The sequence below is a fragment of the Bacillus sp. EB106-04-04-XG123 genome (assembly GCF_058791855.1).
The window spans coordinates 59,287-82,450 of sequence record NZ_JBYTDZ010000003.1; the positions used below are offsets into that span (position 1 = coordinate 59,287).

At 40.9% G+C, this 23,164-nt stretch carries 23 protein-coding genes; 9 read left to right on the forward strand and 14 right to left on the reverse strand.

The window, feature by feature from the left end:
- Positions 1-37: 37 nt before the first annotated feature.
- The 3 genes from AC3WTB_RS10665 to AC3WTB_RS10675 all read left to right on the forward strand — a co-directional run bounded on the left by AC3WTB_RS10665 (position 38) and on the right by AC3WTB_RS10675 (position 3,826).
- Entirely contained in the window at positions 38-1,912 is a 1,875-nt protein-coding gene (locus AC3WTB_RS10665; RefSeq protein ID WP_126681688.1) for a terpene cyclase/mutase family protein, read from the forward strand.
- On the forward strand, positions 1,905-2,726 hold the full coding sequence (locus AC3WTB_RS10670) for a superoxide dismutase (protein WP_492333710.1): 822 nt from the start codon (positions 1,905-1,907) through the stop codon (positions 2,724-2,726). Before AC3WTB_RS10665 ends, AC3WTB_RS10670 begins: the two co-directional genes overlap by 8 nt.
- Before the next feature lie 149 nt (positions 2,727-2,875).
- Complete coding sequence (locus AC3WTB_RS10675; RefSeq protein WP_039179291.1) at positions 2,876-3,826, forward strand: bile acid:sodium symporter family protein; 951 nt, start codon at positions 2,876-2,878, stop codon at positions 3,824-3,826.
- A gap of 35 nt (positions 3,827-3,861) precedes the next feature.
- Here AC3WTB_RS10675 and odhB read toward each other — a convergent pair whose 3' ends face one another.
- The 7 genes from odhB to cdaS form a co-directional block, all read right to left on the reverse strand.
- Positions 3,862-5,118, reverse strand: a complete 1,257-nt coding sequence (gene odhB, locus AC3WTB_RS10680) for a 2-oxoglutarate dehydrogenase complex dihydrolipoyllysine-residue succinyltransferase (protein WP_039179294.1) — start codon at positions 5,116-5,118, stop codon at positions 3,862-3,864.
- Between the two features lie 14 nt (positions 5,119-5,132).
- Positions 5,133-7,967, reverse strand: a complete 2,835-nt coding sequence (sucA, locus tag AC3WTB_RS10685; RefSeq protein ID WP_039179296.1) for a 2-oxoglutarate dehydrogenase E1 component — start codon at positions 7,965-7,967, stop codon at positions 5,133-5,135.
- Positions 7,968-8,191: 224 nt separating this feature from the next.
- Positions 8,192-10,108, reverse strand: a complete 1,917-nt coding sequence (locus AC3WTB_RS10690; RefSeq protein ID WP_064497476.1) for a vWA domain-containing protein — start codon at positions 10,106-10,108, stop codon at positions 8,192-8,194.
- 11 nt (positions 10,109-10,119) lie between these two features.
- Positions 10,120-10,998 carry an ATP-binding protein gene (locus AC3WTB_RS10695; protein WP_492333711.1) on the reverse strand — a complete coding sequence of 293 codons (879 nt, stop codon included), beginning with the start codon at positions 10,996-10,998 and terminating at the stop codon, positions 10,120-10,122.
- Positions 10,999-11,087: 89 nt separating this feature from the next.
- Complete coding sequence (locus AC3WTB_RS10700) at positions 11,088-11,666, reverse strand: superoxide dismutase family protein (RefSeq protein ID WP_492333712.1); 579 nt, start codon at positions 11,664-11,666, stop codon at positions 11,088-11,090.
- Between the two features lie 78 nt (positions 11,667-11,744).
- Complete coding sequence (locus AC3WTB_RS10705) at positions 11,745-13,067, reverse strand: C40 family peptidase (RefSeq protein ID WP_492333713.1); 1,323 nt, start codon at positions 13,065-13,067, stop codon at positions 11,745-11,747.
- 404 nt (positions 13,068-13,471) lie between these two features.
- Positions 13,472-14,098 carry a sporulation-specific diadenylate cyclase CdaS gene (gene cdaS, locus AC3WTB_RS10710; protein ID WP_044332896.1) on the reverse strand — a complete coding sequence of 209 codons (627 nt, stop codon included), beginning with the start codon at positions 14,096-14,098 and terminating at the stop codon, positions 13,472-13,474.
- An 82-nt stretch (positions 14,099-14,180) separates the two neighbouring features.
- Between cdaS and AC3WTB_RS10715 the strand changes: the two genes are divergently transcribed.
- Complete coding sequence (locus AC3WTB_RS10715) at positions 14,181-14,306, forward strand: hypothetical protein (protein WP_008359993.1); 126 nt, start codon at positions 14,181-14,183, stop codon at positions 14,304-14,306.
- Between the two features lie 59 nt (positions 14,307-14,365).
- Positions 14,366-15,727 carry an MATE family efflux transporter gene (locus AC3WTB_RS10720; protein ID WP_048239424.1) on the forward strand — a complete coding sequence of 454 codons (1,362 nt, stop codon included), beginning with the start codon at positions 14,366-14,368 and terminating at the stop codon, positions 15,725-15,727.
- 43 nt (positions 15,728-15,770) lie between these two features.
- On the opposite strand, the gene bshB2 is transcribed toward AC3WTB_RS10720, so the two are convergent.
- The 4 genes from bshB2 to rarD form a co-directional block, all read right to left on the reverse strand.
- Positions 15,771-16,436: a bacillithiol biosynthesis deacetylase BshB2 gene (gene bshB2 / locus AC3WTB_RS10725; RefSeq protein ID WP_039179311.1), complete on the reverse strand. Its 666-nt coding sequence runs from the start codon at positions 16,434-16,436 to the stop codon at positions 15,771-15,773.
- Positions 16,437-16,454: 18 nt separating this feature from the next.
- A complete protein-coding gene (locus AC3WTB_RS10730) occupies positions 16,455-16,805 on the reverse strand; it encodes a YojF family protein (protein ID WP_008359999.1) in 351 nt (116 codons plus the stop codon).
- Positions 16,802-17,083: a protein YoyC gene (gene yoyC / locus AC3WTB_RS10735; protein WP_492333714.1), complete on the reverse strand. Its 282-nt coding sequence runs from the start codon at positions 17,081-17,083 to the stop codon at positions 16,802-16,804. Before yoyC ends, AC3WTB_RS10730 begins: the two co-directional genes overlap by 4 nt.
- A gap of 78 nt (positions 17,084-17,161) precedes the next feature.
- Positions 17,162-18,073 (reverse strand): EamA family transporter RarD, encoded by a 912-nt coding sequence (gene rarD / locus AC3WTB_RS10740; protein WP_059375535.1) that lies wholly within the window; start codon positions 18,071-18,073, stop codon positions 17,162-17,164.
- Positions 18,074-18,159: 86 nt separating this feature from the next.
- Here rarD and AC3WTB_RS10745 point away from each other — a divergent pair, with 86 nt between their 5' ends.
- Positions 18,160-18,633: an Hsp20/alpha crystallin family protein gene (locus AC3WTB_RS10745; RefSeq protein WP_039179316.1), complete on the forward strand. Its 474-nt coding sequence runs from the start codon at positions 18,160-18,162 to the stop codon at positions 18,631-18,633.
- 40 nt (positions 18,634-18,673) lie between these two features.
- Here the strand turns inward: AC3WTB_RS10745 and AC3WTB_RS10750 are convergent, their stop codons facing one another.
- The gene (locus AC3WTB_RS10750) at positions 18,674-18,892 is read right to left on the reverse strand and encodes a hypothetical protein (protein WP_024422697.1); all 219 of its coding nucleotides are present in this window, start codon (positions 18,890-18,892) and stop codon (positions 18,674-18,676) included.
- A 75-nt stretch (positions 18,893-18,967) separates the two neighbouring features.
- Positions 18,968-19,300 (reverse strand): winged helix-turn-helix transcriptional regulator, encoded by a 333-nt coding sequence (locus AC3WTB_RS10755; RefSeq protein ID WP_024428324.1) that lies wholly within the window; start codon positions 19,298-19,300, stop codon positions 18,968-18,970.
- A gap of 138 nt (positions 19,301-19,438) precedes the next feature.
- On the opposite strand from AC3WTB_RS10755, the gene AC3WTB_RS10760 reads away from it, so the two are divergent.
- The 3 genes from AC3WTB_RS10760 (at position 19,439) to AC3WTB_RS10770 (ending at position 21,984) form a co-directional block, all read left to right on the forward strand.
- Positions 19,439-20,056, forward strand: coding sequence for a nitroreductase family protein (locus AC3WTB_RS10760; RefSeq protein ID WP_041085726.1), 618 nt, complete (start codon positions 19,439-19,441; stop codon positions 20,054-20,056).
- Positions 20,057-20,293: 237 nt separating this feature from the next.
- Positions 20,294-20,497, forward strand: a complete 204-nt coding sequence (locus tag AC3WTB_RS10765; RefSeq protein WP_024422700.1) for a DUF3311 domain-containing protein — start codon at positions 20,294-20,296, stop codon at positions 20,495-20,497.
- Positions 20,497-21,984, forward strand: coding sequence for a sodium:solute symporter family protein (locus AC3WTB_RS10770; protein ID WP_039179321.1), 1,488 nt, complete (start codon positions 20,497-20,499; stop codon positions 21,982-21,984). Before AC3WTB_RS10765 ends, AC3WTB_RS10770 begins: the two co-directional genes overlap by 1 nt.
- A gap of 95 nt (positions 21,985-22,079) precedes the next feature.
- Here the strand turns inward: AC3WTB_RS10770 and AC3WTB_RS10775 are convergent, their stop codons facing one another.
- Positions 22,080-22,994 (reverse strand): class I SAM-dependent methyltransferase, encoded by a 915-nt coding sequence (locus AC3WTB_RS10775; protein ID WP_492333715.1) that lies wholly within the window; start codon positions 22,992-22,994, stop codon positions 22,080-22,082.
- Positions 22,995-23,164 lie beyond the last annotated feature (170 nt).

Sequence of the window (23,164 nt, forward strand, 5' to 3'; positions counted from 1 at the left end):
CTGAATATAGTATGAAAGGAAAGGAGCATGGCCGCATATGCAAGATTTTCAATTGAAAGTAAACGAATTTATCGAAGAATTGCACATACAAATGCAGCGAAGACAACGAGATGATGGCGCCTTTGTTTTCTGCTTTGAAGGTCCTATGATGACAAATGCTTTTTTGATTATGCTGTTAAAGGCTGTCGGTGATTCGGATCAGGCGTTGGTTCATCAATTAGCAGAAGCGATACGCGAAAAACAAAATGAGGATGGGTCTTTTTCTTTGTATCATGATCAAACAGGACATGTAACTGCCACTGTGCAGGGCTATTGCGGAATGCTCGTATCAGGCAGGTTTCAACAAGATGAGCCTCATATGGAAAAAGCAGCGCAATATATACGTTCAAAAGGCGGATTAAAGAACGTTCACTTTATGACAAAGTGGATGCTCGCTGTCAACGGCATGCACCCTTGGCCGTATTTCTATGCACCACTTTCCTTTTTACTCATCCCTACATACTTTCCGCTGCACTTTTATCATCTTAGTGCATATGCAAGAATTCACTTTGTACCAATGATGATTGCACTCAATAAACGATATACCTCTCATGAGACATTTCCAAGTTTGGCACACCTTGATGCAAACATGTCTAAGAATCCATTTGACTGGTTTATGGCAAGAGAAGAACGTTCCGCTCAACACTTTCTGACTTACATGCGGTCGTATACAGCACTCGACAGCCGGCTGGACTTTTTCGGATATGAAGCAGCAAAGCGATATATGTTTGATCGCCTTGAAAAAGATGGCACGCTGTACAGCTATTTAAGTGCCAGTATTTTTATGGTCTATGCACTTATGAGTCTTGGGTACTCCCCGGGACATCATCTCATTTTAAAAGCAGTCAAAGGCATGAAAAAGCTAGTCACTGTCTGTCAGGGCAGAATGTATGCAGAAAATTCCACATCCACAGTTTGGGATACAGCGCTTGTCAGTTATGCTTCTCAAAAAGCTGGCAAAAAACAAGAAGACCCAGTCATCACTAAGTCTTTCTCATACTTGCTGAACCGGCAGCAAATGAAGAAAGCAGATTGGGCGATTCATAACCGTCATGCTGCCCCGGGAGGCTTTGGTTTTTCAGATATCAACACAAATAACCCTGATTGTGATGATACGCAAATTGTCTTAAAAGCCATTCCGCGAACATACGCACCAGTTCAATGGAAACGAGGATTTCATTGGCTTCTTTCCATGCAAAACCGTGACGGCGGATTCTCTGCTTTTGAAAAAAATCAAGATCACTTCCTGCTTCGACATCTGCCGCTTGAATCTGCGGAGGATGCAGCGATCGATCCATCGACTCCCGATATTACAGGCCGGGTGCTTCATCTCATTGGTCTTGAAGAGAAAAACATGTCACCACCCGTTCACAGGCAAAAAGATCAATGTGTCAAGTGGCTCCTAGATCATCAAGAGAAAAATGGATCATGGTTTGGCAGATGGGGTGTTTGCTATATTTATGGAACGTGGGCAGCATTAACAGGACTAAAAGCTGCCGGCATCCCCTCCACCCATCCTGCTGTTCAAAAAGCGTGCCAATTTTTAAAGCAGATTCAACGAGAAGATGGCAGCTTCGGAGAATCGTGTAAAAGTGCAGAGGTAAAAACGTATGTCCCCCTCCCGTTTGGCACAGTGGTTCAGACGGCTTGGGCAGCAGAGGCACTTTTACAATATGAGAAGCCAGATGACAAAGCGATTTTAAAAGCCATCTCATTTTTGATCCATCATCAGCACACGAGTGAAGCCTTGCACTATCCAGTGGGCATTGGCCTGCCAAAGCAATTTTACATCACCTATCATAGCTACCCATTTGTCTTTCCCATGATGACTTGTTCTACATTTTTAGATGAAATGAGGCGTAAGAATGAATAAGGAACAGTATCGAATGCAGCTCAAAGAGTGGCTTAGCTCCATTCAACCCGCGATTCAAGATGACAACATCCGTCAAAAAGTAGACCATTTATGGTTTTCAATGGATGATGAACATTCCAGTGAACAAGAGTGGTACGAACTGGCAGAACGTATTTCTGAGGACATGAAACCACAAGAAGACATGCGAGAGGTAGCAGCGGGAAATCATAAGCTACCTCCTCTCCCTTACCGGTATGATGCACTAGAACCGTTTATTTCAAAAGAAATTATGTATTTGCATCACCAGAAGCATCATCAATCATATGTTGATGGTTTGAACCAAGCTGAGCTTGCATTAAAAAATGCAAGAAGAACCAATGATTTTAAAATGATCAAGCATTGGAAAAGAGAGCTTGCCTTCAATGGTGCGGGGCACTATTTACATTGTATTTTTTGGTTTTCCATGAGTCCTTCAGGAAAACGAAAGCCCACTGGACAAATGCTTCGTCTCATTGAACAATCATTTGACAGCTATGACGCATTTAAATCTCAATTTTCAGCAGCGGCCAAACAAGTAGAGGGTGTCGGCTGGGCCATTCTCGTTTGGGCGCCCAGATCCCAGCGATTAGAGATTTTACAAGCAGAACGCCATCAATTTTTGTCACAATGGGACGTAATCCCTCTTTTAGCCCTTGATGTATGGGAGCACGCCTACTATCTTCAATATCTGAATGAAAAACCGAAATACGTAGATCGTTGGTGGAATGTAGTTGACTGGCGTGAGCCAGAAGCAAGGCTTAAGCAAGCACAGCAAGTGAAGTGGACCCCTTTTTAAGACGATGCTCCATATAGGCTCATGCTTATATGGGGTATTTTTAGTTTACATAATTAAATTATCAACACCTTTATAAAGAACGGGTTGTTTTTTCAGAAAATTCGTTTAAAATAGGAAAGATATGTGAGGAAAGTGAGATGAAGCAATGAATGAACATTCTTTTAACCATTAGTCAATTTGCAGGAAGAACCTTCGCAATCTGGGTCATTATCTTTGCATGTCTTGGATTTGCTTTTCCTGACGTATTTTCTCAGATTGGACCGTATATCCCTTTTTTACTAGGAATCATTATGTTTGGGATGGGGCTTACGTTATCAGGTGAAGATTTTAAGGAGCTTTTTCGTAAACCTCTCTATGTGCTAATCGGGGTTTTGGCGCAGTACACACTCATGCCGCTGATCGCCTTTCTATTAGCTTACGGATTACGGCTGCCATCTGAAATTGCAGTAGGCGTTATTCTTGTGGGCTGCTGCCCAGGCGGTACTGCATCCAATGTCATGACCTTTTTAGCAAAAGGCAATATGGCCTTATCCGTAGCGGTCACAACTATATCGACCCTTCTTGCTCCCTTTTTAACGCCTCTTTTTATTTTTATCTTTGCAAGATCATGGTTACCTGTATCACCGGAGGCATTATTTTTGTCGATTGTCCAAGTTGTGCTTATTCCTATTATCTTAGGGGTTATTGTTAAGGTGTTTTTCAAAAAACAAGTAAACTATGCGGTTCAAGCATTGCCGCTTGTATCTGTTGCTGGAATTGTGGTGATCATTGCAGCGGTTGTCAGTGCAAATAAAGAGCAGATTCTTCAATCTGGTTTGCTGATATTGGCCGTTGTCATTTTACATAATGGGCTCGGTCTTTTATTTGGTTACCTGATCGCAAAATGGTGCAAAATGGATATCCCTTCTCAAAGAGCGATTTCGATTGAAGTAGGCATGCAAAACTCCGGGCTTGGTGCAGCCCTTGCAACAGCACATTTCTCGCCGCTCGCAGCCGTACCAAGTGCGATTTTTAGTGTGTGGCATAACTTATCTGGTTCCTGGCTTGCGACGTATTGGTCAAAACGAGGACAACCTGACAGTGAAAAGAAAAAAAGCTAGCACCTTAACAGGTGCTAGCTTTTTATAATAGAAGATTATCCTTCAAGCAATAGCTGCTCTGGATCTTCAAGCAGGTTTTTAATCGTAACGAGGAATCCAACTGCTTCTTTACCATCGACAATACGGTGGTCGTAAGAAAGAGCTAAATACATCATCGGACGGTTCTCAAAACGTTCTTCATCAATCGCCACCGGACGAAGCTGAATTTTATGCATTCCTAAAATTCCAACTTGCGGGCTGTTTAAAATCGGTGTTGAAAGCAGAGAACCAAATGTTCCGCCGTTTGTGATCGTGAATGATCCACCTTGTAACTCACTAAGAGCCAATTTGTTATCTCTTGCTTTTTTTGCAAGATGACCAATTTCTTTTTCAATTCCCGCAAATGACAATCTGTCTGCATCACGGACAACCGGTACAACAAGTCCTTCGTTTGCAGCAACAGCGATGCCGATGTCATAGAATTTCTTCAAGACAAGCTCATCACCTTGAATTTCTGCGTTAAGCAGCGGATATTTCTTCAGTGCTGCTACAACTGCTTTTGTAAAGAAGGACATGAAGCCAAGCTTGACATCATTTTGTTCTAGGAAGGCATCTTTACGACGCTTTCTTAAATCCATCACAGCTGTCATATCGACTTCATTAAATGTCGTCAGCATCGCAGCCGTTTGTTGAACTTCAACTAAACGTTTTGCAATTGTTTGTCTGCGGCGTGACATTCTTTCACGTTCAACTGGCTTTCCTGGTTGTTCAGTTTGCACCGCCGCATTTGCTTTTGGCGCGGCTTTCGGTGCACTTGCAGGTGCTTCATTCTTTTGATAAGAAGCGACATCCTGCTTTCGTACCCTGCCCAGCGGATCTACGGTTGGAATCTCAGATAAGTCTAATCCCTTCTCTCTCGCTAGTTTTCTAGCTGCAGGAGAAGCGATGGTTCTGCCATTACCAGCTTTCGGCTCTTCTTTCACTGCTTCTTCTTTTTGAGCAGCTGCCGGTTCTTCTTTCGAAGCTGGTGCAGAAGCTTGCTCAGGTGCTGGAGCTGCGGACTCGCTTCCGCCAGCTTCACCTGCTGCAATTGTTCCGATGACCTCTCCAACTTGTACAGTGTCACCAGAATCTTTGAGCACTTCTTTTAATACACCAGATTCTTCAGCAGTCAGTTCGACATTGACTTTATCTGTTTCAAGTTCCAGCAGGTACTCCCCCTGCTCCACATAATCGCCCGGCTGCTTTAGCCATTGAGCAATCGTTCCTTCCGAGATTGATTCCGCTAATTCAGGTACTTTAATTTCCGCCATTTTTCATTTCCCCCTTAGTTTTTGCGAGTCAAGCTATCAGATACAATTCGTTCTTGTTCTTTTTTATGCACAGTTGGATCACCCTCAGCCGTACTTGAACGTCTTCTTCGGCCGATGTAACGTACTTTTACTTTTTCAGGCGCAATTTCACGTAAATATGGCTCAATGTATCCCCAAGCTCCCATATTTTGCGGTTCTTCTTGCACCCATACGATTTCTTCTAAGTTTGTCAGCTTTGTTAAAATTCCTTTAATATCTTTGGCTGGGAACGGATACAGCTGTTCCACTCTTGCAACGTGAAGCCAATCTTTCGGCTCTTCCATTTGAGTAAAACGATCACTAATATCAATGGATACCTTCCCGCTAGATAGCACGAGACGCGATACTTTTTCGTGATCATGTACAAGACCTGGCTGTTCAAGAACTGGACGGAACTGTCCATCCGTTAATTCTTGGACCTCAGACAATGTGTTCGGGTTACGAAGCAGACTCTTCGGTGTCATAATGACAAGCGGACGAATCTCTTCACGAAGCAGCATTTTCGCCTGTCTTCTAAGAATATGGAAATATTGCGCTGCACTTGTCAGATTCGCAACTGTCCAGTTATTCTCAGCAGCTGATTGCAGGAAGCGCTCTGTTCTTCCACTTGAATGCTCAGGACCTTGTCCTTCATATCCATGAGGCAGCAGCATCACTAAACCTGATTTTTGTCCCCATTTTGCACGGCCAGCTGAGATAAATTGATCGAAATACACTTGAGCCGCATTTGCGAAGTCTCCGAATTGAGCTTCCCAAATCACTAACGTTTCAGGAGAATAGACATTATAACCATATTCAAATCCGATGACTGAGCCTTCTGACAGTGGACTGTTATGAACAGTAAACGATGCATTTGCATCACTCAGTTCATGAAGAGCAATAAATTCATCACCCGTTTGACTGTCGTGAAGAACAAGGTTTCTTTGAGCGAAAGTACCACGCTCTGAATCCTGTCCGGTCATTCGAATTGGCGTACCGTCTTTTAATATAGATGCAAATGCGAGTGCTTCCCCAAGTGACCATTCTACTTTACGGTCATCTGTAAACACTTTTGCACGTTTTTCAAGGATCCTTTTCAGCTTACCAAATACTTGGAAATCATTCGGCCAGCTGATCAATTCTTCATTCAGCTTTCGCAATACATCAAATTCTACTGATGTATCCACTGCTGGGAAGCCGTTTGATACAGGCTCTGGCAGTTCGATTTCTTGAATCGTATGCTCTTTCTTTGAAGGCACCTTTTTATAGGCTTCTTCTATTTTTGCCGTCACAGCCTGCTCGATTTCTTCACGCTGCTCTTTTGTCAAAAGACCTTCTGAGACAAGTTTATCTGCAAAGATATTCTTGACCGTTTTGTGCTTTCTGACCGCATCGTACAGCATTGGCTGAGTTGTAGAAGGCTCATCCATTTCGTTATGACCGTATCTGCGGTAGCCGATCAAGTCAATAAGGAAATCCTTCTTGAAACGTTTGCGGTATTCTACAGCTAGCTGAACAGCCGCTAAACACGCTTCTGGATCATCTGCATTGACGTGAACAATAGGAATCTCAAACCCTTTTGCAAGGTCACTTGCATATTTCGTCGAACGAGATTCATTGCTTTCCGTTGTAAACCCGATCATATTGTTGGCAATAATATGGATGGTTCCACCCACTTGATAGCCGACAAGTTGACTTAAATTTAATGTTTCTGCCACAATTCCTTCTCCAGGGAATGCTGCATCCCCATGAATTAAGATGGCTAACGCTTTTTCAACGTCTTGAACTGGATAGCCTTTTTGAGTACGTGATTCCTGAGCGGCACGCGTGCTTCCTTCAATGATTGGATCAATGAACTCCAAGTGACTTGGGTTATTGGCAAGCGTGACTCTCGCACTCTTTGTATCTTCGTCTTTGATTTGACGGTCAGCTCCAAGATGGTACTTAACATCCCCTGTCCATCCATAGCTGATGCCGATAGAGCCTTCTGATGGAACAAGCTCTTTATTTGGCGCATGCTGGAATTCTGAGAAAATGATCTCATATGGCTTCCCTAACACATGTGCTAATACATTTAAACGGCCTCTGTGTGCCATTCCAATGTTAATATTTGAAGTCCCTTGTGTAACGGACTCTGAAATAATTTCATCAAGTACTGGGACAAGTGCGTCTAAACCTTCTATAGAAAAGCGCTTTTGCCCAACAAATGTTTTATGAAGAAACTGCTCGAACTGCTCAACTTCTGTTAATCTCTTGAATACAGAAACTAGTTTATCTGATGGTTTTTTCTTAAATAGTTCACCAGACTCGATTGATTTTGAGAGCCAGTTTCGCTCTTCGAAGTCATGCACGTGATCAAACTCAAATGAAATGGTACGCTTATACGTATTTCTCAAATGGTTAATGGCTTCTATGCCGTTTGAAATGTGTTTTGGTGCATCCGGACTAATAATAGATATCGGAATATTCTTGACATCTTCTTCTGTTAAACCGTACTCCTTTAAAGGAAACAGTTCTTGTAATTCCTTTTCTTTGCGAAGAGGATTGACGGAAGCATTTAAATGGCCATACGTTCTGATGTCTTCTGCCAGTTTAACGACTGATGCTATCTTTTGGATTTGTTCAGAAGTAACTACGCTATTTTCTTTTTTCCCAATTTCCTCCTTCATTTCACTCGGTGGTGCACCAAGTTCATCAAATATGCCTCTTAGATCTTCATCAACACTAGTAGGATCCTGGACATACTGATCGTAGAGCTCGAGCACATAGCCGAGGTTCGGACCATGAAATTCTTCCCAACTCAACGGTTGTTTCACATCATTTTGAAACATTTTGAACACTACCCCCAACTTTGATCATCAAGTGATTGAACACTATCTCGATATAACTTCCAGAACACAATGACCAAATTTATGTAATAAAACGCTTCCAATAATATTCTACCACTGTTTTGGATTACTTTCTACATTCTTTGTTCAATTAAAGATAAAAAATTCACAGAAAAACAAAAAATTTAAATCATTCCGAAAAATAATTTGAAGAAAGGGGCAAAACCTTATGCCCCAATGCTTTTATGCAGCAGTTTCTTCAGTAGTGGATATAAAACATCTGGCAATGTATCGACATCTGGTACAAAAATGCTGAACTTGCCATACATATCTTGAATGGTTTTCATCTGTGCTTCTTCTATCGGCGAATTGGATAAAAACACATTGATCACCTCAATGCCCTTTTTCCTCGCTTCAAGAACTGCTTCATGCGTATCGACAATCCCATTTTGTTCGTAGCTGAACGCAGCTGGCTCTCCGTCTGAAAAGACAATCAGAAACTTTTGCTCTTCTCTTCGCTTTAAAATCATCTTTGTCATTTGGCGGATCGCATAACCATCCCGGTTATCCTCTTCTGGCTCAAGAGACATAATAGAAGGCCCTGCATCAAATAAAGAGTCTTTGAACGACACGACTGTGTTGAAGTAGTTTGGCTGACTTGTTTCTGTTGCGTCGTTTGTATCTTCCCAAAACCCAACAATTTGATGTGGGACTTGTACGGATTTTAACGCTTCATGAAATAGAACAATGCCTTTTTTCGTCTCGTCCATCTTGTCAAACATGCTCGCTGAACAGTCTACTAATAAGGTGAAAACAGCATCAATCTGAGAAGACGGTGCTTGTTTTTTATAGAAAAGACGCGGATTAGACTCTGTAAAGTAGCGAATCAGCTTTTTGCTGAGACGTCCCGCATGAAGGTCCGTTTTAGGCCAAGATTTTTTATGTTCAAGAGTTTTTTGGATCATTTGTTTTAAGCGTTTTTGGTAAGGCTCAATTTCCTTCGCATGCTGCTTGTATACATTGATTTGTTCTGGCATAGGCGGATCTGGTGAAATCATGACTGGAAACGCATATTTGTTCTCTTTTCCATTTTCATGACCGTCTGCTCCGCTTTCTTCACCTTCAGCCTCTTCCAGCGCCTCAAGCTTTGAATAATCTTTTCGGTGTGTTTGCTTTGCAGAGCCTTGTACAGTTCCGAGTGCCTGATCTCCGTCATCGCCTTCTCTTGCTGCATCCTTACCAAGATCACTTTTACCGCCATGCTCTAAATCAAATTGAAGGAAGCTTTTTGATGGCGCTTCGGTTTCTCGATGCCATACTTCCATGTACTCTTGGTGAATGTCTTCATCGCCTTCTTTTTCCCGGTCGACTTTGATGTCCTCACTTAATTTAGGTTTTCTTTTTAAGTCATGGAACAGTGGTTCTTTTGCCGCTTGTTCATAGTCCAATTCAGGGAAGAAAAAGTACGTATTCAGCATGTCCTTTTCAAGCAGCTCATCAAAGCCTTCCATCAATTCTTTGACAATAGCTGCAATGTCTGCTGTTGAACCCGCATCATACACACGTTCAAGACTTGACTCAATAAACGGAATCATCGGATTGATCTGCTCATGAAGAGGCGGAATCTCTTCGAGCGGAGAATCAGCTGTCAGCTTCACATAAATCGCACAAAAGAGTGCATCCGTTAATATGCTTCGTTCTTGGTTAATCGTTAATTGTGTCTTAAAGTGACGCCGGTACAGCTCTCTTCTTCGTTTAAATACCTTTTTTGTTCCTGGGCGGCCATGTTTAATCCGCTCTTCAATCCGGATATCTTCAAACAGCATAAACAATTGTTTACATACATCAGGAATGGATAATGTATGCGCATAGCGAACGATCTCCTGAAATACAGTAAGATCACTATAAACGGTCCCTACTGCACGAAGGAACACATCACTTTTCAGCCCTGCTAGCATATCTTCTTGTTTACGATCATCCCAAAAATGACTGATAAAAATTTTCTTTTCAAACGGTTCATAGTAGGACTGCACACCGTATTCAAGCTCGACATCATCACTTTTTGCTAACGTTTTAGCTAAATCCGTTAATTCCATAAATAGAAATGAATCGATTCTGCTGTCATTAAATTTGATAAATTTCACAAGTCAGAACCTCACTCGAATAATGTTTGGGTGATATTTCTTACCGCTGCTTTTTCCCGGTCATCTTCCAGTTTTTCAACAATCCCTCGTTCAACGGCACGAAGCGGCGGGATGTATTGCGCAAGATCACAAGTATCTAGGAGCGCGCGGATGGATGCTGCTTCTTCACTCACCTGTCCGTTATGAGCTTGTGTAATAAGGTCTGATGAGAGCTGAACGAATTGATCAATTAACCGCTCATCCTTTAAAACAGATTGAGATTGCAGCACATCTTTCAGGATACCGCCGCCGATATATGGAACGTCAATGACAACAAATCGGTTTTTTAACGCTTCATTTAGAGGCACTGTGCCGACATACCCTTCATTGATTGCCGCAATGACGCCAAAGCCTTCCTCTGCTCGAACAACCTCACCTGTAAATGGGTTTGTCATCATTTTTCTGTAGTCGAGTACACCATTTAAAATAGGAAGTGTTTCTGGCTTCGCCATGTTAATTTCATCAATATATAAAAGATGGCCTTTTTTCATTGCTTTTGTCACAGGTCCTTCGATGAATTCAATCGAAGCCACCTGACCATCATTATGAATGGTTTTATAGCCAATCAAGCTTTCTGCATCAAGATCAACCGAGCAGTTCACACTGTGCATCGGCTGCTGAAAGAAAGCGGATAATGTTTCTGCTAGTTTTGTTTTACCTGAGCCGGTCGGCCCCTTTAAAAGAACGTTTTTTCCTAGTGCTAATGCAATCATGGCATCTTGAATGATAGAAGTATCCTGTGATTCATAGCCGCCTGTTCCAATAAGTGGACGAAATTCTTCTTCCAGCCCTTTTGCTTTTGCTTCAATCATTGCTTGAATTTCTTCTGGGAGTGATTGTTCGTTAAACATGTATGATTAATTCCTCTCTTCGATCATTTTCCTCACCAAGTATACTAAAAAAACCTTTATGCACTCAATACATAAAGGTTAGACTTCTGTTATTTTACCATTTCTTTTGTCATTGATCCGCAAGCGATGCGTTTCCCTGAGTTTCCAGAAGGGTTACTTAAATAATCATCTGCTTCTGCATGAATAATAAAGCTTCGCCCATTTTGATCGATTAATTGATTTGGGCCTCCCTTTAACGTCACATTTGGTACGTTCACGACAACATCGATTTGTCCATCTGCCCCTACCTCTAAATTAGGCATATCTCCAGCATGGTGCCCTTTTGGATTGTCAAAACCATGTTCTCTATGGGTTGGATTAAAGTGAGCTCCTGCCGTTTCAAAATCTGGCGTTTCACATATTCCTGTTTCATGAATATGAAAACCGTGAGGACCTGGCGGCAGCCCTTTCGCATTCACATGCAAATCCAGCCCATTTTCTGAGGATTCTCTGATTTCAATGCTTCCTATTTTTTGCCCGCTTTCGTTTATGAGTGACGTCGTGACTGGTGATTGTTTAGGTGCGGCAACTTCGCTTGTTTCTTCTGTCATTTCTTTTTTCGGCGGTGCATGACATGCTGACGCAGTAAAGACCAAACATATCATGATCATCCACACTGACTTTTTCATTTATGACTGCCCCCTTTTGTTATCAGTATGGACAATCACAGCAGCAGGCAAACAAAAAAAGCCGAAAATCGGCTTTTTTTAGAAGAAACGTTTTGCACCTAAGTAGGCTTTTTTCCAATATGGGTTGCTTAAGTTCGAGATCCCTACTCCATTGTCACTTGCATGAAGGAAATCTCCCCCGCCAAGGTATAGTCCCATATGAGAAGGGCCCGCTTTATACGTTGTAAAATAAACAAAATCTCCAACTTGTGGTGTGCTAACAGAAGTCATCATATTCCAGTAGCCTGCTGTGCTTAGTCTGGATACAGATGAAACTTTGTTAATGAGATAGTAAACAAAGCCGCTGCAGTCAAATCCTGCTGGAGTATTACCACCCCATCTGTAAGGAACGCCTGTCAGCTTTTTCCCCTCTTGGATCATTGTCGTGATCTTTGCGTTCATTGGTACATCGTTTTTGTTATTGTTGACCGGAGTTGTTGAACCGTTAGACGTAGATCCGTTCGATCCAGTTGAGCCGGAAACTGCACCATTAATTTTTAATACTTGTCCAATTCTAAGCACATCACTTTTCAAGCTGTTGGCTGTGCGGATGGATTGAACCTGTACTTTGAATTGATTCGCAATTTTCCATAACGAATCGCCTGATTTTACAGTATAAGATGTTGTTTTCCCGCTAGAAGACTGGTTACTGTTTGAATTGCTTGGTTTAGTAGGTTTTGACTGACTTGGTTTTGATGCAGCCGTCCCTTTGACTTTCAATACTTGATTCGGATAAATCATATCAGATTTTAATCCGTTCAATGTTTTGATTTCACCAATCGACATATTTAGCGAATTCGCAATTTTCCAAAGAGAATCCCCTAATTTAACCTTGTATGTACTTGAAGACGATGAACTATTTGAGTTCGTTGTCTTATTGCTTGAGCTGGAGTTTGAAGATGAGTTTGAATTTGATGACTGGCTTCCGCTCGTCTTCGTGCTGCCAGATACCTTTAGCTTTTGACCAGGACGAATCAAGTCGCTGTTTAAGCTGTTTAGGCTTTTTAAGCTCGCAACTGACATTTTATGATTTTTTGCAATCAGCCATAAAGAATCTCCAAGCTTTACAGTATAGCTGGAAGTCGTTGAAGCACTTGATTTCGTTGATTTTGAACTTGTTGATGAGCTCGATTTTTTGCTTTTTGCACCAGGAATTTTTAAGCTTTGGCCTGCAAAAATCATCGTTGTTTTTAATTGATTAAGAGATTGAAGCTCCGAAATACTTGTATTGTACTGTTCGGCAATCTTCCAAAGTGAGTCACCGCTTTTCACCTTGATCGTCTGTGCTTCTGCCGGTGCAGCAAACACAGCTGAGCCAGCGATCGCTGAAACTGTGAGGCCGGTTACTACTTTTTTCTTCATAAAGAAATCTCCGCCTTTCGTAATTTGGTTCATTAAGACTTATGTACTAGTTTCGAGTTTAGCATTTAATGTTTCTGCTTCTCTTGCACTATTTTATCTTTATTTCTATTATATTACTCGACATGAAGACGTTGGGCAATAACAAATAGGCTAAAGCAGCCAACTCAAAATGCTAAAAAGCAAAGCCATATCGTTTCTATCGGCTGTTTGTTTTATTTATAAACATTTTTTAAGGAATTTTTAAGTTGACGTTTAGAAATTTGTCAAAACAAGCACGCTGCTAGTTTCATAGTTCTATTCTACATGACAAATTTTTCTGTATCAAATGACTTTTTGCTTAATTGGCTATTTTTTCTCCACAAATAAAAAAGCATCCTTCCGAATGAAGAATGCAGCGTTCGTTTTTATTTTCTTATTTCCGGATCTTTTACGGTAAGCGGATAAAGCACGCCTTCTTTCGCAAACGACATTTTTCCCGTTTCTTCTGATACGACAAGAACAAGTGCATCGGTCATACCAGAGAGTCCGATCGCTGCCCTGTGCCTTGTGCCGAGCGACGGGCTCACTTTTTTTGATGTAAGCGGCAGCACATTTGCAGCAGAAACAAGTGTATTTTCTTTGACTAAAAGAGCACCATCATGAAGTGGATTTCCCGGGTAAAAAATGCTTTCTATTAAGGAAGCACTAATTTTCGCATGAAGATTTGTCCCTTTTTGAATAAAATCCTCAACCTCATCCCTTCTTTGGATCACAATGAGTGCGCCATGCTTTTGTTTTGATAAATTCTCGATAGCTAAAGAAAATTGAGCAAATCCTGGTGTGAATTCTTCCATATACGCTTGTAAATAAAACGACGAAGCCTCAGCATGCATTTCATTAAACTGATCATGCAATGATTCGAGATCACAAAGTAAGCACTGCTCTGTTTCATCAAGAGAATCAATGATGTCACTTGCATCCTTCATAATGTTCATCAAGTGTGTTCTCATTCCTGCTTTAAATATGACTTCTTCGTTCGTCCGGTGGATCATCTGACCTTTTCCCTCCTTCTTTCGCTTGTTGTTATAAAATAGCAAATTGTGCACATTCTATTTGTATGGAGGTGAGCTTAATATGACCATTCAGAAAATCATCCAATATGCTTGCAGCATTTTAGGTGTTGTCAGTCTTTCTTTTATTTATGCCCAAATGTTTAAAAAAACGAAGCCATCTAAGAAAAATAATCCGACGGAGAATTGATTTTTTTACATAGCATGATATAATTCCTCTCGTTATTTCTGTTCAGAGAGGAACTTATGATGAGAGAAACGAATAGCATTCGAGCAAAGCTGACACTATTTTTAACCATTTTGATTCCGATTTTAATCACCCAAGCAGGTCTTTCACTTATTACCTTTTTAGATACGGTGATGTCTGGAAAAGTAAGTGCAGAAGACCTTGCGGGGGTTGCGATCGGTTCTAGTATTTGGACACCTGTTTATACAGGACTTGCCGGTATTTTGATGGCTGTTACTCCGATTGTGGCTCAGCTGATGGGAGCTGGGCATAAAGAAGATGTTCCCCGGGCTGTCTTTCAGGCGATCTATTTGTCCTTTCTTTTAAGTATCGCTGTGATTGTCATTGGTACGATCAGCGTTCCTTATATACTCGGAGGACTTGGACTCGAGCAATCTGTAGAGGATATTGCCCGGCATTTTCTCAGCTTTCTTGCGTTTGGCATCATCCCGCTGTTTGGTTATTCGGTGCTAAGGTCATTTATTGATGCGCTAGGGAAAACACGTGTGACGATGTTCATCACGCTCACAGCACTTCCTATTAACTTTGTTTTAAATTACGTATTGATTTTTGGGAATTTTGGCTTTCCAAAGCTTGGCGGTGCGGGTGCCGGCCTTGCATCTGCAATGACGTATTGGGCGATTTTCATCATGAGTATTTGTATTGTCATTAAAGCAGAGCCATTCGCCTCATTTCGTTTGTTTCAAAAACTGCCTCGAATCAATATCTCCCGTGTAGGGCAAATACTGAAAATTGGCCTTCCTATCGGGTTTGCGATCTTTTTTGAAACGAGTATCTTTGCAGCAGTGACGCTGTTAATGGGTCACTTTGATACCATTACAATCGCCAGTCACCAAGCAGCGATGAACTTTGCTTCTATTCTTTATATTTTACCGCTTAGTATCTCAATGGCGTTAACGATCGTTGTTGGGTTTGAAGCGGGGGCTAAGAGATATAAAGACGCGCAAAGCTACAGCTATATCGGCATTGGTACGGCGGTATTATTCTCATTATGTACGGCCGCACTTATTTTGTTATTCAGACCTGAGATCGCTGGTTTATATACAGCTGAATCAGCTGTTTTACAAATGACACAGCACTTTTTGATTTACGCGATCTTCTTCCAGCTGTCAGATGCAATTGCTGCACCCATTCAAGGGGCTCTGCGCGGCTATAAAGACGTGAATTATACGCTGATTGCTGCTTTTGTCTCTTACTGGGTCATCGGTCTTCCTGCCGGTTATCTCATTGGCACATATACCTCCTTTGGTGCGTTTGGTTATTGGATAGGGCTGATTGCCGGTCTTGCCGCAGGTGCCATCGTCCTCTTTATCCGTCTTAGGTTGATTCAAAAACGTCAACTTCGATATGTATCAAATCACTAAATACAAAACAAAAGCAGCTGATATTTGTCAGCTGCTTTTGCGTTTAATCATTCCATTGGTACGTCCAGAAAATTTCTTCATCAAACCATTTTTGGACGACTGGTTCTTTGTTTTTCAGTTTTTGTTCCAGTTCTCTCAGCATGCCTTCTGTTTGCGTTCTATGCGCTCTCAGTGCATTTAATTTGATATCTGCAACATCTGTAATATCAATGACAATATCCGCATTTCCAAGCACTTCTTCTCTATTTTTCGTAATGGCCATGCAGTATGTGACAGGCCGGTCTTCTTTTTTCTTGCGGTATAGAGCACGAATCACAGCTTCGCCTGTCGCATCATGATCAGGGTGTACACCGTGTCCTGGATAAAACGTCACAATGAGTGTCGGTTTGACTTCATCAATGATGGATTCCATCACATCTGCCAAATACTCGTCGTCTTCAAATTCCAATGTTTTATCACGCAAGCCAAGCATACGTAAGTCTGTGATATCCATTTCTTTGCAGGCATTGATTAATTCCTGTTTTCTTAATTCCGGAAGTGTTTCACGGTTAGCATATGTTGGGCTTCCCATATTTCTGCCCATTTCTCCAAGTGTCCCGCATGCATATGTGACGGGAATTCCGCGTTTTCTGCTTTGTGCAATGAGACCTGCAACCCCAAAGGATTCATCATCGGGGTGAGGCAGCATCACTAGTACATGTTCGTTCATGACTCGTCACCCTTTCTTCTACACCTGAAATGGTGTTTCACTAATTTGTAATGAGATCGCTAGTTTCCCGTCTGGCAAGTGCCCAGCTAAAAGCAGGCGGCCTTGGTCATCAAACACATAATCGGTTAATCCTTCTGCGTAAATCCAGCCGTCTTCTGTTTTCATTCCAACACGGTATGGACCTTGTCCTTTTATTTTCGCCTGTGAATAGACGACTTTCGCGTTGCGGATATATGCCACAACCGTCATATTTTGTTCGTTTACATGAGCTGAATAAGAACCAGTTGTCGTTTCAAGATGAACGAAGACTGGACGATTTAAAAACGATTCAAGATGTGCTGTGACATCTTCCGTTTGAATTGGTTTCATGAGTGGTTCCTTCCTTCATTTTGAATTAATTCTCGCAGCTTTTTTGTATGTAAGCTGATCAGCTGCAGCTGATGATCATGCTTAAGCTCACTTTCTAAAATTCTCTCCACAGCAAGCACATACTTTTTGTGTAATGATTTCCTCGCCCTCGGATGAGTTCGTGCATCAAGTAAATCATCACATATGGCCTCGTGTAAAGAAGACATATCATCAACATCAAGCTGACGATTTTTCCATAAAGATTGATAGGCGGCTGCAAGCTCATGAGCTGACGTCATATGATCACCTCTACAGTTTTGGTAACAACTTATTATGACATGATCCGCCTGCAAAAAAAAGCAAACTGCTCGTTTGGCTTAATGAGAATTGGCAGTTTTTTTCATGCGTAATTGAGAGGTGGTAAACAGTAAAATCGCCACCCAAATACAAAGAAACGTCACAATTTTAGCTGCGGATAAGTGTTCGTGATAGACAAACAGCCCTAAAAACAGCGTAATTGTCGGTGCAATGTATTGCAAAATGCCCACTTGATAAAGAGGGATTCTTTTTGCGCCTTCTGAAAATAAAAGAAGCGGCACGGCTGTAAAAACGCCTGCAAAAAATAAAAGTCCGAGCGATCCGAAGCTGTTAGGATTCATAGTCACAACAGGTTCTTTTAAGAAAAATAATAAGTACACTAGTGCAGCCGGTGCGAGAAGCAGCGTTTCAATCGTCAAACCAATCGCGCTCGTGAAGCTCATCCTTTTTTTAATCAGACCATAAAAACCGAAGCTAAAGGCTAATAAGAAAGCAACGACAGGAAATGACCCGTATTGAACTGTTGAAAGGATCACCCCAAATGCGGCAATGAGGATGGCAATGGTTTGCCATTTATTTAGTCGTTCTTTTAAGAAAATAATCCCTAATAGAACGGATACAAGCGGATTAATATAGTACCCTAAACTTGCTTCTAGCATAAGACCATGATTGACTGCCCAAATATATACATACCAGTTGACCGAAATTAAAATAGCAGATAAAAGTAATGAAAAAAATGCTTTACCATCCAGTATGAGACCCTTTACTGTCTGCATCGCTGGGCGGACTTGTTTTAGATACAAAAGAATACCGCACATAAACACAAATGACCATACAATTCTGTGCGCTAAAATTTCGCCTGACGAAATATGCTCCATCAGCTTCCAATATAACGGGAATAAACCCCAGAGTGTAAAAGATGCTGCCGTGTAGAGAACACCTTTTGAATGCTGTTCGTTCAATGTAACCATCCCTTTCTAAATCTAACGTATATTATAGCACGCACGCTGGCGAATGGGCATATACTAATTCAGGGCATTTAGAAAGGATGATTCGCATGTTCGACTGGAACCGATTATTCCCTTTTCAAAAGCAGTTCTCAAAAGAAGCCTTAAAGAATTCAGATCCTAAAGACGTTGAGCAGTATGTCAATCAAGTCATGGAAAGTGTATTCGGCTCCAATTATCCTGCTCAGTTCCCATTTCAGGACCCCCTATCTCAAAATCAAAAAACAAGAGAAACTGACGTTCAAAAAGAAAAAGAGCCAGAAGTCGAAGTGTTCGAGACGACTGATCATGTGTTTGTCAAAATTGAACTTGCTCGTCCGAACACAGAAAAAGTCAAAATCAAACATACAGCCAATCTGCTGTTTATTGATCATTTTCCTGAAGAAGGGGCGCAGAAAAAAGTCGTCCTCCCCGCTGCTGTGAAGCGAAAAGGAACGAAGGCGTCGTATCAAGACGGTATATTGGAAATTATGTTTTTAAAGCATGATGATCCAGGAATTTCTGAAATTGATATTCCATTATAAAAAGCCTGCTTTAGAATGGAAGCAGGCTTACTCTTTTTTCTTAATAATATGGTGGATATCCGCCGCCATAAGGTGGTGGAGCAGGCGGTGGTGGCGGGGGGTAATATGGACGGGGATAATTAAAAATCGCACTTCCTAGAAATCCGCCAAGCAGTCCGCCGACCAAAGGAGCGCCAAAACCAAAAAACAAAGGGACTCTGGATTCATATGGCGGAATGCCAGGGGCGCCGCCTCGAAAATACGGAGTATGAGGGTACATGCATTTCTCCTCCTTTGTCATGTGCCTAACATCAGCATATTCATCAAGAGTCAAAATGTTTGGGCAAACCTGAAACTAGGCTTGCTCCTTTTTGCCGTGAGAGTCTGTATACTCCCCTGCCCACCGAGATACCTCATGAAACACATCATGTAACGCATTCCCTTTTTCAGTTAAGCTGTAAATGACTTTGACAGGCGTCTCAGGCAGGACAGTCCGCTCTATAATTCCTTCTTGCTCGAGCTCTTTTAAACGCTCTGCAAGCATTTTTTGACTGATAGATGGAATCGTGTCTGTGAGGTCTTTAAAACGCTTTGGACCATCAAGCAATACATGTATAATAAGCCCATTCCACCTTTTGCCTAGGAGTAAAAAAGCTTGCTGAATGTGTGGACATAATTGGAATTCCATAAATTTCAGCCTTTCTTTTCATGATTGTTTGACAAACTAACGGTGTACAATTTAAAATATCTCTAGTTACAATAAGTAAGTTTCTCACTTTTTAGTTATTGTACCATACTATTTGCAAAAACGGGAGGAAATATCCATATGGCGACCGATCAAAAAACGATTGACATCTTAAAACAAAGAGCTTCAGTAAAAGAGTATGATACTACTCATGAAATGACAAAAGAAGAGTTAACAGAGCTTCTTGAAATCACAACAAAAGCACCTTCTGCTTGGAACCTTCAACATTGGCACTTCACTGTTTTCCATAGTGCTGAAGCAAAAGCAAAGTTACTTCCAATTGCGTACAACCAAAAGCAAGTATCACAAGCATCAGCTGTTATTGCAGTTTTAGGTGACCTTGAAGCTAACCAAAATGGCGAAAAAATCTACAGTGAGCTGGCTGAACAAGGCTTTATTACTGAAGACATTAAAGAAACATTGATGACTCAAATCAATGGCGCATATCAAAGCGAGCAATATGCACGAGAAGCAGCCTATTCAAATGCTTCATTAGCTGCTATGCAATTAATGATTGCGGCAAAAGCAATGGGCTATGATACGTGTGCAATGGGTGGCTTCAGTAAAGAAGCATACATCAAGGAATTCAATGTAAGCGGCCGCTACGACCCGGTGATGCTGATTTCTGTTGGTAAAGCAGCAAAAGAAGCTCATAAAAGCAATCGTTTCGACATCGAAGAAGTATCTGATTTCCTTTAAAAATTGGCAAGGTCTCAGCTTTTATGCTGGGGCTTTTTTATTTGTTTTAAATATTATTTCTACATACTTTCTTTCCCCTTCTCCCTCTTTACATCTTCACTCTTTCTCCTTTTTAAGAATGAAAGCGTTATATTAGTATGATATTCACCAAAATGATTGTTTTTTCTGAAAATGGTCTTGTGATCTAATCTGACAACTGCTATTATTATGAAATTACAAAATATTCAGGAGGAAATCATGAACAAAAAATTGATGCTGGCACTACTTATCGCGATTCCATTCATTGGACAGCTCGCATTACTGCCATTTGCGAACCGCATTCATCCATTTGTCATCGGCCTGCCCTTTTTCCACTTCTGGCTCTTACTATGGATTGTACTCACACCAATTTGCACATTTATCATTTATAAGATGCAACATTCAAATGGAGGAACTGACTAATGCAAGGAAATTTAACAGCTTTATTGATTACTGCAAGTATTATTTTCATCGTCGTGGTCATCGGTTTTGCCGCTGGTCGTGACAAATCATCAAGACAGTCAGTAGAAGAATGGTCTGTCGGCGGGAGAAAATTTGGCGGACTGCTTGTCTGGTTCCTGGTTGGCGCAGACTTATATACAGCTTATACCTTTTTAGGGCTTACAAGTACAGCTTATACAGCTGGAAGTGTCGCTTTTTTCGCTATTCCGTATTCAGTCCTAGCTTATTTTATTGCTTATTTCTTTTTACCGAAACTATGGACGGTAGCGAAAAGTCACAACCTTACAACACTTGCCGATTATGCACGTGAGCGGTTTGACAGCAAGCTGTTATCTAGTTTGATTGCGATTGTTGGGGTACTTATGCTGATTCCTTATATTTGTCTTCAGCTGAGCGGGATTCAAGATACGTTAACTGTCGCTGGAACTAATTATATTAATGTCAATGCAGTTGTTATCATTTCATTTATTTTAGTCGCACTTTATACATTTTTCAGTGGTATTAAAGGTCCTACATATACAGCCATTATTAAGGATATTCTCGTTTGGGTGATCATGCTGTTTATGGTGGTATCACTGCCAATTATTCATTTTAACGGCTGGACACCGATGATGAACACGTTAGCCAAAGAAGCGCCTCAGCTTCTCACGATCCCTGAAGGCGGCCCTAAGGGGATTTTATGGTTCATTACTGCTTCAGGCGTTTCTGCCCTTGCTTTGTTTATGTGGGCACACGCGGCAACTGGGGTTTTTACAGCCAAAAGCGCAGATGCCATCCGTAAAAACAGCATGTTTTTGCCTCTTTATAATATTGTATTGATTTTGGTCATCTTCCTTGGATTTATTGCCTTTTTAGTCTTACCAGAAGATACAAATCCAAGATTTGCTCTTCTTCATTTAATTCAAACATCATATGGCGGCGTGATGCAGGGGCTTGCTTATTCAACGATTGCCTTGGCTTCCCTGATTCCATGCTCCATCATGGCTATTGGCGCATCGAATTTATTTGCCAATAATTTATACCGTGACTTAATTCATCCGAATGTGTCACCTAAAAGATTGACCATCATTACACGTTCGATGGTGTTTATCGTCATCGGGCTCGCTCTTTTATTCGGAATGCTGTTCCCAACTGCACTTGTCACACTTCAGCTCATTGGTGTTTCAGGAATGGTCCAAATCTTCCCTGCTATTGCCATCAGCTTATTCTGGAAAAAACAATCGAGAGAAGCAACGATTGCTGGGTTAGTCATTGGAATCATCGTCACCTTTACAGCGAATATCTCACAAGTCACGTTCGGCCTTTATGAAGGTTTTCTTGGTTTACTAGCAAACGTCGTAGTCATCTTGATTTTAAATCCATTCTTCCAAAAGAAGGTCACATCCAATTCTGTCATGAATGAACTATTTGAAAAGGATGATGAAAAAACAGAAGCGATCACAAGATAAGAAAAAGCAGTCCCCTGATGAGGACTGCTTTCATCTTGTAGACAAAGTCTACAAGATTTTTTGTATAACACAATTCCAATGTACATGCTGGTGTTTTATTTTTTTACGGCATGAATGTAATGAATGGTCTCAAAAGCTGATAGGTAATCTTCTCTATTGTTAAAATACAGTTTATTAATTTTTTCAGGTGATAAATGTTCACAAATGAGTAAATCTGATTTCTCTAACACCTTTTCGATTTCAAAGTACGAAAAACATGATTTCATCGGTTCTCCGCCTATTGAAGCCATTTTCACCATATTTTCAACTCTATTAGAGGTTCCTTTTTCTTCAAATAGTTTTTCATCTGCATAATCAAAAACGATTGAACTTCCTGATGGAACCTTGGTGAATAAATAATCTATTAAGCTTGAAACTTCCTCTTTCGTTAAATAGTAAGAAACCCCTAGAAGACTAAAGAACGTCTTTTTGTTTTCAAATCCTTGACCTATTAGGTTTTGATAGGACAAATTTTTGGTGAAGTCCATAGAAACAAAATGAAGATTACTTGGGATTTTTAAGTTAGCCTCGTCCAATCTTTGCTTTTTAAATTCCTGTGTAGTGGGATGATCAATTTCAAATATTTCTAAGCTGTTTTCCAATTCTGAATGTCGGAAACTAAAAGTATCTAATCCAGCGCCAAGTATGACATATTGTCTTAATCCTAACGTTACCTCATGAAGCATTACTTTTTCGCAATACGCAGCACGTGATAAGGTTATTGGAGACAGCTGGACTTGTGTAATCCATTTTAATATTTCTTCTGTATTTCCCTCGAATTTTTGTGCGATATCTTTGTTGAAGAAATGTATGCCTTGAACCATATTTTCTTTGATGTCATTGAATTCTTTTTCAGAAATTAATTCTTTAGCTATATAATCATTAAAGATTTTAGGCGTATCAAATTGACTATGATAGGATCTAGCAAAAGCCGATATTAACGAAGTGACACTGGGCTCATCTTTCTTCATACAAACACACTCCTTTATTTTAGACAAAAAAATAGGATTCTCCTGGCCAGGAGAATCCTATTATATATTCTAAAAACAAGAAAGTGAATTATAGCATAATTACATTATTTTGTCAAGTTTAAAATAGTCTTTTTTCATCCCAATATTAACACCTAACAGCGTTACATGGA